Here is an 18,506-nt window from a genome sequence, read left to right on the forward strand (position 1 = left end):
GTTTTAACGTTATCGATTTTCTTTCACCATGGCATTTATCCCGGCTTCCATACTTCCACAGGCAGCCGCTAATTCCTGAACCCGAACCCTTTCTTTCCCTTCTGTGGTGTAGGCATAATATTCCTCAGGACTCAATTCATTCTTGAACACTTTCATCACCTGCCCACCGAGGTCTATATAGATGTCACGGTTGTCCTTATTTACAGAAAGCAACTGCATCTTGCCTTTATCGGATAAGCCAAGAGTCGATTGCAACCTGTCAAATTTGTTCAGGTATTTGCGCATGTCCATCAGGATTTTGATATCTGCATTATTGATAATAGCATCCTTTACAATCGGCGAACTGATCAGGTCATCCAGTTCTTGCGTAACCACGTTTGGTACGCCGTTGAACTTGCGCATAGTTTTAAAAGCGTACTGTATAAACCCAGCCATACCGGAATTGGCGATCGCCTTCCATGCCTCATCAATGGTCAGCACTTTCCGGACACCTTTTAACCTGCGCATCTTGGAAAGAAACATTTCCATAATGATCAGCGTCACTACTGGAAAAAGGATTGGATGGTCCTTGATATTATCGAGTTCGATAACCACAAATCGCTGCTCGAGGAGATCAAGGTTTTCACTGGCATTCAGGAGGTAATCAAATTCACCACCACGGTAATAGGGTCGGAGTACATATAAAAAGTTATCGATATCGAAGTCCTTATCTTTTACTTTGTGTGCGATTAGAACATGGATATATTCATCAGCCAGGTATTCATAAAAGCTGTTGAAGCAGCCGAAAATATTAGGTTTTTTATTCAGGTGATCGTAATACCCCTGCAGGGCGTTTGATAAGGCCACGTATTCGCTGCGGATGAGGCTTTCATTTTCCTGTTTCCATAACGTGATCAGTAATGCTTTCAGACTTTCTTTCTTTTCTGTGTCGAGTTGCTGTCCTTCCAGTAAATAAAATGGATTAAATGCGATAGGATGAGATTCTTCATAAGTAAAATAATAGCCGCCAACCAGTTCGCATAATCCTTTATAGCTTCCGCCGATATCTACTGTTACACAGTGTGCGCCCTGGTCATAAAGCGTCCTGAGGATATGGTTAACGGCCATACTTTTTCCGCCGCCTGAAGTTCCGCAAACGAGCATCCCCATGTTTGAAGTAATGCCGGTTTTTCTTGGTGCATCAAAGAGGTCAATATAGACCGGTTTGTGATACAAGCGGTCGCAAAAGCGAATACCTGTTGCAGCGGGATCGCTCTTGTAGTTCGTTTCCAGGTTAAGGAAACAGGCACCCTGTTCCAGGAACATATCAACAGTATCGTTCATCGGGAAGTCAGCCGCATTTCCTGGAATGCCTGCCCACCAGATTTGCGCCGCACCATCAGACTCCATTTTGCAATTTGCGCCAAGCTGCGCCAAGGCGGAACCTACCTGATTTTTGATCGTCTGGGCCTCCTCATCCTTTGATGTCCAGGTCAGTAGGTTAAAGTGGGCTTTCACAGGTAGTCGCTGATCTTTAACTGCCTCATTCAAAAAGTCATTGGTCGCATCTCTGCCGACCGCATTTTCGCGGCTGTTATTCGCAAGCGATTGCAACCTTAGTTTTTTCGCTTCCAGTCTTTTTAAAACAAGGTTGGCGTCACCTATAAAAAGGTATTGATTATACATATGGTTGCAGTCCAATAATAAATTCAACTGTGACGCAAAGCCGATCGGAAATTTAGTCTGGTCTGTACTGAATTTTTCATAATTGATCCTGCTACCGCAAAGAGCCGGCAAGTCTTCGGCATCAGCCAGGGTGTAGAGTTGCAACGTATCTGCACCGATCTTTAAATGCTCCTGAATATGTACATCTTTTATGACCGGCTGTTCCGAAGGGGATAGCAAAAAGCAATATTGCTCTATTAAACCTGCCCGTTGAGCAGAGCCGGCAATTGCTTCATCATTTAGCCTTGAAAGCCTAATGAACCTGAAATCAGAAAGAATGCGTTCAAACTGGCTGACCTTATCCAGAAAATCAGCAGCAACGGAGGCATCCGTCGTCTGCCTCGGTGCGACCTTTTTTCTCAGTATGCCACTCAAGGCGCTGCTGGCATTTCTATGCTCCTCAGCTTTCCTGGTTAAAATCAGGTAGCAGGTATGATCAAGATATACCCTGTCTTTAAAATGTGAATCTGCTGCAGCATTAAGAAAGTTCTCATCCTTCCGGTGGCTAGACTGTTGCTTTGTTTTCAGAAATACATCCTGTTTACGGATAATGCTGTTTTTCGGCAATACTTTCAATGCCCTTATCCAGGCGTGGTGATAGGTCTCATACTCTGCATCTGATAAAGTAAAAATTTCCGGAAGGTCAAGTTTATAGGCCACGGATATATCACCCTGGACGGAAACCATGCAGTCGTGTTCTACTTTATAGATCGGAAAGATCTGTTCTGCTTTAGTATATGCGGACATCGTTATCGATTTAGATGAGTAAAAAGTTTTCTGGAATTGAATTTTAAATACCTTGGCAGGAATTTCTTGGCAGCTTTTTTCATCAGGCCATATTCACCGTATTTGTTGCTGAAATAATACACCCTGTGAACCAGAAAAAAACCTGCACAGGCAATAAAAGGAATGATCAGATAAGCCGGTATGCCAATGATATAAGCGGCAGCGAACAGTAGCAGGAGTAGGACAAGTCCGGCCGCTAAAAAACCAATATATTGAGCCTTTAATCCCTTGAACTCAATTGGCTTGTTTACGCCTTTATTTAGCTGATAGATCATAATTTATACGCCGAAAAAAGATTTAAGGATAGTGGCTACGACTACAAGGAAGATCAAACTTCCCATCCAGGCAGATGCCACCTTGCCGGTGTCATGATCGCCGTCATTCCATTTTTTATAAACTTTGATCGCTCCTACCAGTCCGACGATTGCCCCGATCGCGTACATCAGGCTGGTTGAGGCGGAGAAATATCCTTTCACCTCGGATGTTGCCTGATTGATACCCGCATTTCCGTCTTGCGCAGCTGCAGCATTAGCCAGTAGGACGACAGCAATAAATGATAAGACCATTGCCCGGCTTATTTTTCGCCGTGATGATTGGCAGTTCTGTTGTGTGATAGCTTTCATATGTTTTAAATATTAATTTGTCCAGTATTCATCCAGTTCAGCCTTAGTCAGTTCAAATTCAAACCTGTCGCCGCTTTCATCAATGAGGAAATCATTGACCTGGGTTTGATAGGACGTACCGGCGAGGTCCGGGTATTTATGGAGGATCAGGCAGAAAAGCATCTCGAAGTTTTCCTTCGTTTCGCTGGATTCAATAATCACCCTGATCAGGGTTTTAACTTCACCGATCATTGCCGAAAATTCCCCTACCAGATGGCTGTTCGGGATAGCCTGCAGCTCATCTATTGCTGCTGGAATTTCATCTTCCTCATCCGGCCCGAATTGCAGTTGATCTTCCGGGCCTTCGCATGGAGCTTCACTCGCAACAGCACCGATGATATCAAACACCGGCTCCGGAATGCGCTGACCGTTTTTCGCAGCGGACAATTGCCTGTCTGAAAATTTTTCTAAAAAGTAAAGCAGGTCCGCACGGTAATAAAGGATTACAATAAAGCCGTAATAGATGAAAAGAAATAAAACGGTTAACGTCAGGAACACAGTCCAGGAAATTTGATGAAGCATATGAAGTAATTTTGCCGGTAGCCCTGTTGCTACCGTCGACGATACAAATTTGGGCAGGACTTAAGCCGGATTAATCCGATATACTCCGACTCGGAGTCGGGCTTTTTTAAAAAATCATAAAAAAAGCGGTTATTTACACCGCTTTTGAAGTTTTTACCTTATTTCAGTTTTTTCTGGACTCGTAATAAAAACGCCTCTTTCATTTCATCAATGTATAGAGTAGGGCTTGATCGACCGCAAACCCAGTCAAAAGTATCATAGAAATTTCCCAGCGAAATGTTAAAAGAGCGCTCAATAAACTTAACGATGCTTTTCAAATTCTTTTTTCCAAAGGCTTCTGTTGCATGCCAGCTATAGATCAGTTCGATCAGTGCGCATTTGGTTTGCTTCCAATCGAAATCCTTAAATTCTACATCCGTGGTGAGCAGTGTTTCCTTTTGGTTAATGCGGTGGATCGCCTCCTCCAGGTATTCCTGCAATAAGGCACTTGCCAATACCTGCGCCAATTTGTGGTCGTGCGTGGTGCTGAAGGACGGATCGAAGTCGATCATACATTGGTCAGGGTCCAGGTGTACATCATAATTGCCGCGTACAAAATAATAGCTGTCCAGATAAGTAGCTTGTGTCCGCACATACTGATAAAATGAAGTATTGCTGGCAAAGAAGTGATTCAATATGGTAATTTCATTGCCATAATATTCGGCTATGACCCGGCTTTCCCCGATGGGTTTGCGTATTTCTATGTTAAGCAATGCCTGGAAAAAGATCAGTTGGGATTTAAACCTGGGTTTGATATGCTTAAAGAACTGGATTTCTTCCTCGGCGGTCTGCGGGTCATTCAATTTGCAGTAATCCTTTAACTTTCTCAAATACTTCAAACAGATATGGATCGATTTTTCAAGTCTTTTGATCAGGTCATTTTCTTCCAAAACAAGCTCGTTTAAGTCCTTTGTTAAATCATTGTAGATTCGTTCACTGAATTTTGCTATCATGTTTATTCGTTTAAGTGAACAGTTATTGCCACCTTTTTATCAAAAGATGTACTTAACAATTGCTGCTGGTATCATTTGGCCATATTTATCGGTTAATTAAAGTATGTTTTGTTGATTATATCGGTCATTCTCTTGAGCTGGTCCAGTACAACTGCAGCAGTGGTTTGGTCTACATTGTAAAATGCCCTGGCAAAACTTTTGATCGAGATAGTTCCCTGTCTTTTTGTTGAAAAATGCGTTGCAAAAAAGCGTTTCAGATCAGAGACATTCTTCGTTGAAAAGCATCCGCTTAAATGAAAAAGCCTGACATACAAGGCAAACTGCGGTACGGATAAGGTTAAATGTAATCTTTCATCATTTTCTGAAAGGTTTGTTTCAGAAATTTGACTGCCTGAGAACATGGTTTGTTTGCTGTTGACCCAGGGGATGACTATCGTTTCCAGTGAAGGCCGGTGGTGATCAAATGAGTGGTCGGGACCGGTACCGGCCTGAATAAATTTCCCTGCAGAACTTTCCCAAAAAGCTTCCTGCTTTGTAATGTCATTTAGTTTTGCTGCATTTTGATCTAATACAGCTTGTAGTTTTTCTGAAAATCCGGGGACGTTAAAATTATGCTGGTACAGGATAAGGCAAAAATCTTCATCTGTAAGATCAGGATGTTCTAACAGACCTGCCCTGATGGACCGCAAAATTTTTAACTGGTCTTCTGTTGCTGCAAACGTTGTACGGGAGACCGTAACCTTTTCTGCAGTGTATCTTAAAGCATTAATATAAAAGTCTCTTAAACCGCCGCTTACATTTAGGGTATCGGATCTCTTGAACTCTGCTTCAAATGCATTAATCTTTTTTGCAATGATAACTGCGAAATAGTCACTGATATATTGGTTGCTGTCAAAAAACTGATAACAGCGATGCCTCAAAAAGATAATTAGTCCCTCAATTTCATTTAAAAACCAGGTTGCGTAATTAGTCAGGTCACTTGTCTGTTGATGGCCTGAAAAATGAACGTACCGGTTGACTCGATTAGACATCCTGATGAGTACACTCTGGTGGTATTGGATGTATCGCCGAAGCACATGGTCTTTTGCAGGTCCGAATAAGCTTTTAAGCCATTCGCCTTTCAAAAAATCTGCAATTGCAGCAGCAGAGCGGGTCTTTTCCACAGAGTCAAATCCGGAAAAGTTGCTTAACTGGTCCGGATTATATTGTAATAATTCGTCAGTTAGTGCCTCGAATCGATATAGATATGTTTTAAGCAAAAAAGGGTCTCAAAAGGTTTCATCTTTTAAAATCGAATTGTGCAGGATATTGGCTGATAATTTAGGTTAGTTTTTCTTTGCGAATGCCATTAAATGACTGGTGATCGTAACGATTGTAGAATTGGTCGGATCAGTACCGGTGGTCGCAGTGGTTTCACCAAATGATGGTGCAGCGCTTCGGTCAAACTCGCATATGGTTTGCACCTGTTTTAGAAGTTTTATTTGCCTTGTAGTTTTCATATTATTAAATTTCCTGTGAAACTAACTTGCAGGCAGAATTGACCTGAAATTTGTTACGCGGAGAGCACTTTGCGCTATGTAGAAATATTATTTTTGAGATTAAACGGGTGATATGTCCATAAAAAACATATTCTTAATGCACTTCCTTGTCTGGGCAATTTTTATTGTTTATGAGGTTACATTGATTCGTGTCGCGCTGGGATTGCCAACGCAGATGGTACCGACAATTGTTTTTTATATTATCAACATTGCATTATTCTATTCCAATGCCCATTTGGTATTTGATTTCGCCTTTTTTAAATTAAAAAGTCATTATACCGCAGCAATAGTCCTGATCGTGGTGGAGTTGTTGCTTTACTTTCTTTTGAAATGTGGTTTGGATAGGCTGATTAGCCCGTCTTCACAGGGACGTGAACTTTTAACGAGAAGGTACATTCTGGTCAATTTGTGGCGGGGTATATATTTCATAGGGTTAAGCGCTGTTTACTGGTCGATGCGGTATAATAAAAAGCTAAGGGAGAGAAACTACATGGTAGAGAAAGAACAGTTAATCGCCCGTTCGAATAACCTCGAACTGAGTAACCGTTTGATCACTGTCGAAAATGCTTACCTGCAAAATCAGATCAGCCCGCACTTGTTATTTAATTCCTTAAATTTTATTTACAATACAGTATATCTTACCTCCGAAAAAGCGGGGAACGGTATTATGAGATTGTCGGATCTGATGCGCTATTCATTAAGAACGGTCGATGATACCAAAGAGGTTATGGTTACTGAAGAATTAAAGCAAATTCAAAACCTGACCGAACTCTGTAAACTTAGATTTGGAGATGACTTTTATTTAAAGATCACAAAAAAAGGTACGTTAAAAGAGATAAAAATTATACCGATGGTGCTGATAACCCTGGTTGAAAATATGATGAAGCATGGTGACGTCGGTGATAGATTACATCCGGCCAGGATCTCTGTAGTCTCTTCAGAGAACCGTTTTCAATTTAGTACCAGCAACAGAAAGCGTAACCATGCCTTGCTTACAAAGAATGGCCTTGGAATCGTGAATATTCGCAAACGGCTGGCTAATTTTTATCATGAGAATTACACCCTTGAAATTGTTGAGGAAATTGACCTGTTCAAAACCAACCTTATTATAATGCGATGAGTTTAAATTGTTTTATTGTAGATGATGAGCAAGATGCGATCGGCATAATGCAGGAGTATATCTCCAGGACTCCAGGATTGAGTTTACTGGGAAGCTCTCAAAATCCGGTTGAAGCATTAGATTTGCTTACAGGGGCTGATGCGCCTGACCTGACATTCATTGATGTGGATATGCGATTGCTTTCCGGCTTGGAATTAGCGGATATGATCAATTTGTATACAAACGTGGTGTTTACGACAGCTTTCCCGGAGTACGCAATCCAGGCATTTGAAAAGGACGCATTTGATTATCTGTTGAAACCGATCAATTATGAACGCTTCCTGAAATGTGTCCAGCGCGTTAAGAAGCGTTTGCTTCGTGTGCGTCCGCTGTCGAAAAACGGGGAGGTCGAATACTTCAATATCAAAAGCGAGATCAAAGGAAGAATGGTCAAGATCAATGTGCCTGATGTAATATACATTGAAGGCGCCATAAATTATGTGCAGTTATACACTATCGAGGGAAAACATATGACTTATCTGACCATGAAGGATATAGAGGCATATTTACCTCCCGATCAATTTGTACGCGTACACAGGTCATTCATTGTAAACATCGCTTATGTAAAAATAACCGAACGAAACCGCCTGATACTAGAGAATGGTACGGAGGTCATCATGGGCAATTATTATAAAGATCGCTTCTTGGAAATAATGGACCAGCATCTAATAAAAACCAACAGGGCATCATAAAGGGCATATTAGTCAATTTTTGCAAATTCACTTTTCAAGTGTTTATATAACAGGTAAAAGCAGATCATTTCCTGTTTACGCGGTTCAGTGTTGAAAATTCTATTTAAATGCATATGAATAATGCTCGCTATATAGTCGTTGCGGGATGTGTTTGAGCCAGATAATTTACCTTCAATTTGCATGATAGATTGTAAAAACAACTTCCTGGCAGTGTATAACTGGCTTGGATTCAGGTATGCATTATTTGATAAATGCGCGATGATTTCCGGCCGTAATTCACGAAATTTTTTGTCGAGTTGCACCTTTATTCCAGGTTCTTTGAATTCCGCTTCAAAATTTTTAAAAACCTCATACAAAAAAGCCATTTGATCCTTTTTGCCTTTGATCAGTTGTTTAAGAATATCAACCATGCCGCTTATTGCGTATAGATAAGGTAAAAAATGATAACGCTTAGATGCCTTTAAGAAGGCCAGCACATAATTACTGCTCGCTGTAAAGAAATTTTCTGTAAAATGTATTCCGGCAGGAGCGTATCTCTCCAGTTCCCTGCTATAGGTACTAATAGTATATTCCCTTACAATGTGTCTGTCGATTTTACGCGATAACTTAGATTTCAATGCATTCATGATCTGCGGAAGATCTCGGGGGTCTATTTTCAACCTGAGACGAATGTGCGGTGCATGATCTTCATATCTGATAAAAAACCATTGAAGGATTTTTCCATTGTCGTAGGTTTTGAAAAGCAACGGCGCGATATCTAAAAGCAATTTATTGGTGCCCAGCTTTGCGCAATATAGTTTTAGATACAGCCATTCAGATCCGGGAATAAAATGCCTTAAGCCATTGCGTACTTTTGCTAAATTGAATTTGGGAACCGGATAAGGGTTCTTGGGTAATAAAAAACAGTTAAATTGGTTTACGAATGTATTATTGATTTTTTTTTCATCTGTGTTTTGACAAGAAGTGTCAGTCAAAAACTCTTCAATAAGGATATTTTTTTTATTGGAAATACAGTCAAGGAAAAGCATGATGTCGTTGAAACTTTTGCTGTTAAATACAAGTTGCTGATCATTTTCCTTTAAAGAGAAGCATACCGGGAAATGATTTTTTTTAGCGATGTGTAAAAAGTCCGAATATCGGTTCTGTGGATCGGGGTCATTAATTTTTTGGAAAATTGCTGATGAAAAAGACCATTTGGCTAATGATAATACTACGCCATTATAAGAGACCCTCGGATAACTGGCGAGCCCGGGAAAAAGACCGGGCATATCCAATGATAAATTAATATTTGAATATTGGTAACCCAGGTCAACAAGGAACCTGAACAGGGGCAATTTATCACGGGAATGATTATATGCCGAACTCAACATCGGAATGACAATCTTTCTCAACCGTGCGGACCACAGATACAATTTCCCGTGAATAAGTTTTAAAGAAAGATCAATTAACCTTAATTGGCAATCAGCTTTTCTAACAGACTTTGCAGTAATTGGCAGATCATACCTGTAAAAGTTTTCCCTCCTGTTAATATTATCAACCTTTGGGTCTGAAAGATGAAGAATTTCTGCATAAACAATTTCTGGATTGAGCTCTTCGATATAATTTGCCATCTCCATGGCGGCGTCTCTGATCTTTTCATCCGCTACCGTAAATCTCCCTATTAATGAAGCAGGATTTATACCCCCTGCGTTTTCTATGTAGATTAGCGTGTCTGACATCCTGAAAAATACCGAGCCGCATATTTCACCCGGTTGTGGACCATCTAGATCTTGGATGTCGTTTTCGTTCAGCAGGATTTCATTTGTTTCATGCCCTAATTGTTCATGCCATTTACGAAGGAGCATGCTTTGTTTCAATGTCCAGGATCCGCCTGGATTCATCCGCTGTGTATCGCCTATCTTTAAAGTTTCCAAAAGGATATTGCTTTCAGTCTCCGGACTGAAGTCATAATCAATGCCATTCTCAGGATCGACGGCCAGTAACAAGGGCACTGTTTGCTGGTCAAATTTTTCTTCGAATTGCTTTATAAATTTATCCATCATCGGAACTGACGAATAGGAACCAAGTTTGGATAGCGCCTGTAAACCTGCATTGATCTTCTGCTGGATCTTTGCAGATAAATTGGTTTCCTCTCCATCACTGATTGCTATAACATTGAATAGATCCTTTGGCAGGAGGGCAGGTTCAACAATTTGACGTTTAATATGAAAGCACAAATTTTCAAAATAATCTGTAGTAACCAGGGATAACGGTATTTTTCGTGGCAGAACCTCTTCTAGTCGGTTAATGGCGGCAATGGAATGAGGTTTTGTAAATTGATCTTTACCAGTGATATTGATTTCCAATTCACTAATTAAAAATTGTTCCTCCGCTAGAAAAATTATATAGTCTAAGGCATCCTTTTGGCTGCAGTCTGCCTCCGCGACTACGGCTTTAACCATTTCTTCAATTGCTTTTGGCTCAGTACCAAAATTGACCAGTCTCGCAAGAGGTTTGCTGTAAGCTATAGACTGAAGTTTATAATTTCTGACATCATTTTTTCCACTTAGACTTGTTTTTATATACCGGTATTCATTGTCGTTCTTATAAACTGTGAAATTAAGGAAGTACTTGATGGATGGGTCGAAATTATGGTTATGATATTTATATATTGTATTGATCAGTTGCTGGCTGAATGCAATAAATGCATAGGCATTTTGATCGGTCGTTTTAAATTGATTGATATTATCCTGCCACTGGACATAGCTAACCGATGCAAACAACCCGAACGGTACCGGCCGGTAGCAAAATCTGTTGATATATTTCTTTAGGGTATTTAAGCTTTTACGATTAAGATTTGCGGCTTCGAAATTATTCGATTCAAGTAAATAATAATAATCCGGAGTAGCTATATAGACTGCCGCTTTAAATATTGGCGAGTTTAGAAAATATTCTAAATCTAGTGGACTTATCCCAACATGTAAAGGCCTTCTTAAAATTGCGTGTTTAGCGAAAATATAGTCCGGCATCTAGAGTTTAGTGATAATACAGGCACATCTTAATGCTTAAGCATAAATACTACCGGCAGGATATAAGTATCATTTTCATTCAACCCGAGCAGCGAAACCACCATTTCTGGCAAGTTTAAATGTCAGGGTGTCTTCCGAGCTAACAGTGTTAAATTTCTTACGATAATCCATAGCCTGTCTATCTGAATTTACTCCATCTTCAAAAAAAGTCATTTTAAAGGATTTGTTTTTTGGTAGAAAATCCAAATTTATAGTGACATTTTGGGGTTGATCATTATTGGTAATGCCACCTATAAACCATTTTTCACCTTTTCGTTTAGCTACTATCGCAAGTTTTCCGACCGTGGCACAAAGCGCCTTTGTTTCGTCCCATGTAGTCGGAACACTGGTTATAAACTCAGTACAATCCTGGTTACGATAATATAAGGTAGGATTGTCGGCCAACATTTGTAATGCGCTTTCAAAGACGATAAATAAAGCCATTTGATATACACGGGTTCCTATACTCGCGGAATTTGGCCGGGCTGAAATATAGGATTCTGGTTGCATGCTGAGCATTGCGCCGGGAGTATAATCCATTGGCCCTACAGCATTACGTATAAATGGATAATAAATGCTATTATTGGGTGTACAGCCACTCATCTCCTCCATTCCTTTTACCGCCTCGTAAGACAGGATATTAGGATATTTATATTCCAGGCCTGAGGGCTTAAAGGCACCATGAAAATCAACGAATAATTCATGCTTGGCGGCTTCTTTGGCCACCCTTTCATAGTAATTAACCATCCATTGGTCACTACGGTCCATAAAGTCAATTTTTACCCCCCTGATTCCCCATTCTTGGAAAACCTTGAATAGTTCCATATGCTGATCTACTGTCAGCCACGTAAGCCAAAGTATGATACCAACATTTTTATTCTTTCCATATTGGATTAATTCAGGTAAATTAATATTCGGGTTAGTAGTATAAGGATCTGATGTGCTTTTTGCCCAGCCTTCGTCCATTACTATATATTTGATTCCAAATTTCGATGCGAAATCAATGTAGTATTTATATGTATCCTGATTATATCCTGATACAAAGTTTACATCCTGACCGTAGGGCGATGCGCCGTTCCACCATTCCCAGCTGGCCTGTCCGGGCTTAATCCATGCGGGAGATAAAAGTTGAGATTTAGGTGCTAATTTTAATGTCATTGTATTTTCAATAAGCTGCTTGTCATCCCTGGTAATAGCTAAATAACGCCATGGTAATTCTCGATTTCCTTCTGTTTTAGCGATGTAGTTGGCTTCTTTTAAAATTTTAACACTCCTGTCCCCATCAGGTTCGAATGTTAGCGGCATTTTTGGTGCAACGGCTTTAACCCCATTTTTTCCTATTCCTTTTATGAAGGAACCGGGATAATCAACCACGGCCGATTCTGAAAACAACATTTTATAACCTGATTTGGTATCAATTAATATCGGCAACGTAGATATTTTATCACTTGGTCTCCAGGCCGTGGATGTTACGTGACTATAGGGTTCCTGGTAGGCAGTTTTAAAGCTATTTGCTTGTTGTAGGTGTAGTAAATACGCAGAAGGAAAATTTAAGGTTATATCTTCGTTTAAAATTTCGATCTGACCTTTTTTATGGGTGATAAAATGGTAGGCAAATCCATCATCATAAAGGCGAAACTCAACTGCAAAATTTCTTTTAAAAGTGATAACCAAAGAATTGTATCTGTTAATTACTGAGGAATATTTTAGGGCGATGTATGGTTTGATAACTTCATCAACATATGTTTTCTCCGTTTTTAAAATGGTTGAATTGCTGCCGAGAATTTCGTCGCGAAGTGATAGTGCAAGTGAGCAGGTGTCAAGCAAGATGCTGTTGTCGCATGATAAGGTATAACGAATTTTATTATCGACAGTAATTTGAAGGCTAACTCGTCCATCAGGAGATTTTAAGTTTAGCTTTTTCTTCGCGAAAACATTAACACAAATCAATAGTAATACAATGGTAAAGACCTGTTTTTTTTGAAGCCTCATGGGAATTCAGTTTTGTCTTATATTAAAAATTGAACAAAATCTTGATTTTGAATCGGCATAATATAATTATTGATTACGCTGTCTTTCGTGATTAGCGATTTCTGATAACAATAAGGGAAATGCAGGAGTTGCCATTCCTCCATGATCATATCCTTGTAATTGCAAAAGGCGGGTCTTCTTATGTCCAACTAGCTTCATCATACGCAACATGTACGCATTTTCTTCAAATCTTCCGTATAATTCAAGCTCCGCATCTCCTGTTATAAGCATAATAGGTGGCGCATCCGGGCGTACCCAATACAATGGTGCGTACTCATCAATAGTTGGCTGGGTTTCTTTAATCCCCTTTTCCGCCCTTACAGTGAAATGAGTAATGCATTGTCCGCTAAATGGAATAAGCTCAGCAATTTGATTGGCATCAATATGATACTTTTCTAAATACGATTTATTAAGCGTGATAAGCATGGCCAGATAGCCGCCTGCTGAATGACCTGATAAATAGATCTTTTTGTCGTTACCCCCGAATTCACTGATATGATTGAAAACCCAGGCCACAGCGGCAGCAGCGTCTTCGATATAAGCAGGTGCTTTGGCTTTAGGTGAAAGCCGGTATCCCACTCCAATTACTGCATATCCTTTTCCCATCAATTCCTTAGGAATGAATTTACCCCCTCCGGTTAGCCCTCCGCCATGAAACCATATTATGGTCGAGAAATCTTTGATATTTTTTGGATAATAAACATCAAGTAAACATCGAGACGATTTATAATCCTGATCATGACCAGTGGAGTCTTGGTAGTAAGGAATGTTTGTTTTTGTAGAGTAGACATCTTGGGCCTTCAGGGAGAAGCTTAGAAAAAGCAGGCAAACGGTTAGAAATTGTTTCATAGTATAAATATATACTAATGTATGTACAATTAGATAAAATGTTTTTGTCTTTAATGAAAAGTTGACTAATAGAACTATATATAAATAACGTCCTTAGTACTTCATAAGGAAATTAATTTTTTTAAAATACTCAATAATTATATGGATGGCTACTTTTCCATAGAAGTCTAACTTCAGATTACAAGAATTCGACATTTTGAAATGACCATAATGTTATTAAGATTTCCATATAGTCCATATAATGTCGGTTCTTCTAATAGGAACCTTTAACGGCGGCTTTCCACAGTATATATGAAACTATCCGCTTTATAAAATCCTAAGTTAAATTCCATCGGTCGTTCTCCCTGGTCAAATACAAATCTTTTTCGAAATAGCACCGGATCTGCAATTTTGATGTGCAACTTTTCAGCAATTAAATGATCTGCTGCATGAGCACTAATTTCTTCTTTAGACAGTGTTGCAATTGTGTAATAATCTTGCTCTAGTAGTTCGTACAGAGGTCGTTTGAAATCCTCGTCTCCGTTAAGCCCAATTCTGGGATGAAAGTAGGACACGAAGTATACAAATGGTCCATCTTTTCTGCCGCGGACGCGCTCCATTTTCAAGACCTTTTTATCTGGTTTGATGTCAAAAAAATTTGCAACGGCTTCATCTGGCAATACCCAGGTTACATGCAATTCAAAATTTTTAATGTTAATCCCCCTCAACTTCATTTCTTGAGAGAAACTTAGCCAATTATTTGATTTAGAGCTAACCGTTGAGTGGTTTACTTTAGTACCTAGCCGCTTTTTCCGAACGAGTAAACCGTCATACACCAATTTGTTTATTGCCTGGCGAAGTGTTGTTCGCGATATGGCTAATAATCTGGCGAGTTCTACCTCATTAGGTAATAATTTACCGTTTTGATATGCCTCCTCAGTAATCAATTTTCTAAGCAATTCTTCAGCCTGGGCATGTAGTGGAACAGGACTTTTATGATCAATGCTGTATTTCATGAAATGATAAGTTCGCAATGATAATGATTAAAGTCAAATGTTCAATCATATTTTAAAGGTCAGGCTTTAGTTGGCCTTTAAAAATAAAAATTGAAAAAAATTTGCAAGTGATGGTATAATGTATATGTTTGTACATATTTCCTTTGCCAATTAGGAACCCTTAATTCTAAATACATTAAATTGAACTAGTACAGATACCCTATGTGCATTAATATGTCCGTACATAATTACAAATAATGAATATTGATACTAATTTACTTGAAAAATCTATAGCGACTGAATCTCCATTGCGCAACACGTCTCAATACGTTATGCCTGCAAATATTAGAGAGAGAAACGCACCACCATCAGAATATGATATTTATCCTGTTGCACAACTAGGTGTAAGTAAGATTTTTGACGGATACGACAGCTTAGGAAAATACATTGCTGAACAAAAGACAGTGATAATAGATGGTTACGTTGGCGTTAATTGGGATGAAATTCGTAAAAAACTTCAGTCTTGCTTTGATAAAGAGGGCTATACAACAAACTGGATACAAACATTAGATTTCTTAAAATCACCCGATCACATCAGATCTATCATTAGCCCGTTTCTAGGAGAACAGTCATCAGTCTGGGGGACCAGAACAACATTAACATTATCAGAATTTTTTGATAACGTTCATTTCGAAAATGCATTGAATGCTGATTGCGACATAAATGTCGTCTTTGGTATCGGCGCGTCTTTATGTCAATCCTCATTACCTATCATATATCTGGACGTTCCTAAAAATGAAATACAATTTCGCATGCGTGCAGGGAGCATCTTTAATCTGGGCAGCCAGTCGCAAGATGAACCTTTTCAAATGTACAAGAGGTTCTATTTTGTAGACTGGGTTGTTTTGAACAGCCATAAGAAAAATATCTTTAATAGGATAACTATTATGGCTGATACGCAATGGGAGGAAACACTTCATTGGACATTCCATAATAATGTTAGCGACGGGTTAAAGAAATTAAGTGAATCGGTTTTCAGAGTCAGGCCATGGTTTGAGCCCGGCGCCTGGGGCGGTCAATGGATGAAAGAAAACATTGACGGGCTCAATCCAAATGCAGTAAACCTGGCGTGGTCTTTCGAGTTAATCGTACCTGAAAATGGTTTGGTTTTTGAAAGCGATGGGAACCTTTTAGAGGTGACATTTGACAGCCTTTTATTTTGTTGTCAAAAGAATGTTCTAGGTAAACACGCTGCCCGATTTGGGGATGAATTTCCAATCCGATTTGATTTTCTTGATACTTATAAAGGAGGTAATCTTTCCATTCAATGCCATCCGCGTTTAAAATATATCCAAGAAAATTTTGGTGAAACGATTACTCAGGATGAGACTTACTATATACTGGAAGCTGATCAAAACGCATCTGTATACCTTGGATTTCAAGAGGACATTGATCCAGTTGAATTTAGAAAGGAGTTAGAGCGCAGCCAAACGACCGGCGAGGCTTTGACTATTGAAAACTTTGTGCAAGTTCATCCAGCTCAAAAGCATGATTTGTTTTTGATTCCGAATGGAACGGTTCATAGCGCAGGAGCTGGCAATGTTGTTCTCGAAATTAGCGCCACACCATACATCTTCACATTCAAAATGTATGATTGGGTCAGGTTAGATCTCGACGGCAAGCCGCGACCAATCAATATTGACCATGCATTCAAAAATTTAAATTTTGATAGGAAAGGTGATAAGGTTAAAGAAGAGTTGATTTCTCAGCCTCGCGTGATCCAGAAAACAGATGATTACGTCATTGTGCATTTACCAACCCACCCGGATCACTTTTATGATGTAATGCGACTGGAATTTGACAACATGTTAAAATTTGTCACCGCTAATTCATTCCATGTTTTAATGCTGGTTGAGGGTGAGGCAATACTAATTGAAACTGAAAATGGTACCAAAGAAACTTTCGCATATGCGGAAACATTTGTAGTTCCCGCAGCAGCAAATTCCTATACACTTAAAAATCTCGGCAGTAGTAGGGCAAAAATTATAAAAGCCTTTATAAAATAATTGGTGATGGAAAATCTAAATCAATACACACCTGCCAAGCCAAGCCGCTTATATCTATATCTGGTCTGCCTTGTAGCTGCGCTGGGAGGGTTCCTATTTGGCTTTGACACTGCTGTCATTTCCGGTACAGTAAAATTGGTTAAGCAAAACTTTTCCCTGAACGCAATTAATGAGGGTTGGTTTGTTAGCTGTGCATTATTAGGATGTATTGTAGGAGTGGCTATTTCAGGTGCCCTTAGTGATAAATTCGGACGTAAAATTGTTCTGATTCTATCGGCAATTCTATTTCTCGTCTCTGCGTTGGGATGCTTGTGGTCACACTCCTTCTCTGAATTGATTGGATTCCGTATTGTAGGGGGATTGGGAATAGGTGTGGCATCAATGGTATCGCCACTATATATTTCTGAGTTTGCACCCGCTCGGTATCGGGGTACGATGGTTTCATTATATCAATTGGCCTTAACTATAGGCATTGTAATCGCTTATTTTTCAAACGCGTATCTTCTTAGCCATCCAGGTGGTAACGGTCATGATCTATATGTTAATGATGACAAAAACGGCTCGTGGCGTTTAATGTTGGGGCTTGGCGCACTTCCTGCCGGGGTGTTTCTCTTATCACTTTTAACAGTACCGGAATCTCCACGGTGGTTATTGTTAAAAGGGCAAATAGCCGAGGCAAGCGCAATTCTCGTTAAAATTGATGGAGATGAAGCCGCAGATAAGGAGATTAATGACTTTAACCTGAATAACAACACAGAAAAGAAACTGCCCTTAAAACGGCTTTTCAGCAGAGAATACAGGCGTCCGATAATTATCGGGTTACTGCTGCCATTCTTCTCACAAGTTTGCGGTATAAATGCAGTCATTTATTATGGACCCAAAATTTTAGAGCAAGCAGGTTTCGCACTAAACAATGCACTAGGCGGACAGGTAACCATCGGTCTGGTTAACGTTGTTTTCACATTTGTAGCAATTCTCACAGTCGACAAATACGGGCGTAAACCGCTTTTGTATGTTGGGGTGGGTGGAGCTGTTACTGCTTTGATTATTATCGGTGTATTATTTTACAACGGATACACATCAGGTCCATGGATACTTATTAGCATCTTAATATTTATAGCATGCTTTGCATTCTCATTCGGGCCGGTTTGCTGGGTAATCATTGGTGAAATCTTTCCCAGTACTGTCAGAGGCAAGGCGATGTCTCTCGCTACACTTTCCTTATGGATAGGAAATTTTCTAGTAGGTCAGCTTACGCCTGCATTTCTTGAGTTTTTAGGGCCTGCATACACATTTTGGCTCTTCGCCGGATGTTGTGCACCTGCCTTAATACTGACATATAAGCTAATCCCTGAGACGAAGGGTCTTTCACTTGAAGATATCGAAACTTTATGGAGCGGCCATCATAAGAATGTCGCTTTAGATAATGATAAACATAAAGTAAACCCTTTATATCTGAAATCCTAAACTAATGAACAGACCAA

Annotated in this window: 15 protein-coding genes; 4 read left to right on the plus strand and 11 right to left on the minus strand. The window is 39.7% G+C overall.

Annotated features, from left to right (window positions below; genetic code table 11):
- Positions 1-9: 9 nt before the first annotated feature.
- The 7 genes from GO620_RS00515 to GO620_RS00545 form a co-directional block, all read right to left on the minus strand.
- Positions 10-2,451 carry a TraG family conjugative transposon ATPase gene (locus GO620_RS00515; protein WP_157523326.1) on the minus strand — a complete coding sequence of 814 codons (2,442 nt, stop codon included), beginning with the start codon at positions 2,449-2,451 and terminating at the stop codon, positions 10-12.
- A 2-nt stretch (positions 2,452-2,453) separates the two neighbouring features.
- Positions 2,454-2,765: a DUF4133 domain-containing protein gene (locus GO620_RS00520; RefSeq protein WP_157523325.1), complete on the minus strand. Its 312-nt coding sequence runs from the start codon at positions 2,763-2,765 to the stop codon at positions 2,454-2,456.
- Positions 2,766-2,768: 3 nt separating this feature from the next.
- The gene (locus GO620_RS00525; protein WP_157523490.1) at positions 2,769-3,056 is read right to left on the minus strand and encodes a DUF4134 domain-containing protein; all 288 of its coding nucleotides are present in this window, start codon (positions 3,054-3,056) and stop codon (positions 2,769-2,771) included.
- A gap of 69 nt (positions 3,057-3,125) precedes the next feature.
- A complete protein-coding gene (locus GO620_RS00530; RefSeq protein ID WP_198173493.1) occupies positions 3,126-3,674 on the minus strand; it encodes a hypothetical protein in 549 nt (182 codons plus the stop codon).
- A 158-nt stretch (positions 3,675-3,832) separates the two neighbouring features.
- Positions 3,833-4,666 (minus strand): RteC domain-containing protein, encoded by an 834-nt coding sequence (locus tag GO620_RS00535; RefSeq protein WP_157523324.1) that lies wholly within the window; start codon positions 4,664-4,666, stop codon positions 3,833-3,835.
- 92 nt (positions 4,667-4,758) lie between these two features.
- Complete coding sequence (locus GO620_RS00540) at positions 4,759-5,829, minus strand: hypothetical protein (protein WP_157523323.1); 1,071 nt, start codon at positions 5,827-5,829, stop codon at positions 4,759-4,761.
- A gap of 162 nt (positions 5,830-5,991) precedes the next feature.
- On the minus strand, positions 5,992-6,165 hold the full coding sequence (locus GO620_RS00545) for a hypothetical protein (RefSeq protein ID WP_157523322.1): 174 nt from the start codon (positions 6,163-6,165) through the stop codon (positions 5,992-5,994).
- Positions 6,166-6,694: 529 nt separating this feature from the next.
- Between GO620_RS00545 and GO620_RS00550 the strand changes: the two genes are divergently transcribed.
- Together GO620_RS00550 and GO620_RS00555 are read left to right on the plus strand one after the other, a co-directional pair.
- Positions 6,695-7,324: a sensor histidine kinase gene (locus GO620_RS00550; RefSeq protein ID WP_200230468.1), complete on the plus strand. Its 630-nt coding sequence runs from the start codon at positions 6,695-6,697 to the stop codon at positions 7,322-7,324.
- The gene (locus tag GO620_RS00555) at positions 7,321-8,055 is read left to right on the plus strand and encodes a LytR/AlgR family response regulator transcription factor (protein ID WP_157523320.1); all 735 of its coding nucleotides are present in this window, start codon (positions 7,321-7,323) and stop codon (positions 8,053-8,055) included. Before GO620_RS00550 ends, GO620_RS00555 begins: the two co-directional genes overlap by 4 nt.
- An 8-nt stretch (positions 8,056-8,063) precedes the next feature.
- Here the strand turns inward: GO620_RS00555 and GO620_RS00560 are convergent, their stop codons facing one another.
- The 4 genes from GO620_RS00560 to GO620_RS00575 all read right to left on the minus strand — a co-directional run bounded on the left by GO620_RS00560 (position 8,064) and on the right by GO620_RS00575 (position 14,977).
- Complete coding sequence (locus GO620_RS00560) at positions 8,064-11,063, minus strand: lantibiotic dehydratase (RefSeq protein WP_157523319.1); 3,000 nt, start codon at positions 11,061-11,063, stop codon at positions 8,064-8,066.
- A 75-nt stretch (positions 11,064-11,138) separates the two neighbouring features.
- Positions 11,139-13,094 (minus strand): glycoside hydrolase family 97 protein, encoded by a 1,956-nt coding sequence (locus GO620_RS00565; protein ID WP_157523318.1) that lies wholly within the window; start codon positions 13,092-13,094, stop codon positions 11,139-11,141.
- Between the two features lie 66 nt (positions 13,095-13,160).
- Positions 13,161-13,982, minus strand: coding sequence for an alpha/beta hydrolase (locus GO620_RS00570; RefSeq protein ID WP_157523317.1), 822 nt, complete (start codon positions 13,980-13,982; stop codon positions 13,161-13,163).
- Positions 13,983-14,248: 266 nt separating this feature from the next.
- Positions 14,249-14,977, minus strand: a complete 729-nt coding sequence (locus tag GO620_RS00575; RefSeq protein WP_157523316.1) for a GntR family transcriptional regulator — start codon at positions 14,975-14,977, stop codon at positions 14,249-14,251.
- A gap of 236 nt (positions 14,978-15,213) precedes the next feature.
- On the opposite strand from GO620_RS00575, the gene GO620_RS00580 reads away from it, so the two are divergent.
- Both GO620_RS00580 and GO620_RS00585 read left to right on the plus strand, forming a co-directional pair.
- A complete protein-coding gene (locus tag GO620_RS00580) occupies positions 15,214-17,022 on the plus strand; it encodes a class I mannose-6-phosphate isomerase (RefSeq protein ID WP_157523315.1) in 1,809 nt (602 codons plus the stop codon).
- A gap of 6 nt (positions 17,023-17,028) precedes the next feature.
- A complete protein-coding gene (locus GO620_RS00585) occupies positions 17,029-18,489 on the plus strand; it encodes a sugar porter family MFS transporter (protein WP_157523314.1) in 1,461 nt (486 codons plus the stop codon).
- The last annotated feature ends 17 nt before the right edge of the window (positions 18,490-18,506 follow it).

This window comes from Mucilaginibacter ginkgonis, assembly GCF_009754905.2.
In the GTDB taxonomy this organism is placed as follows: domain Bacteria; phylum Bacteroidota; class Bacteroidia; order Sphingobacteriales; family Sphingobacteriaceae; genus Mucilaginibacter; species Mucilaginibacter ginkgonis.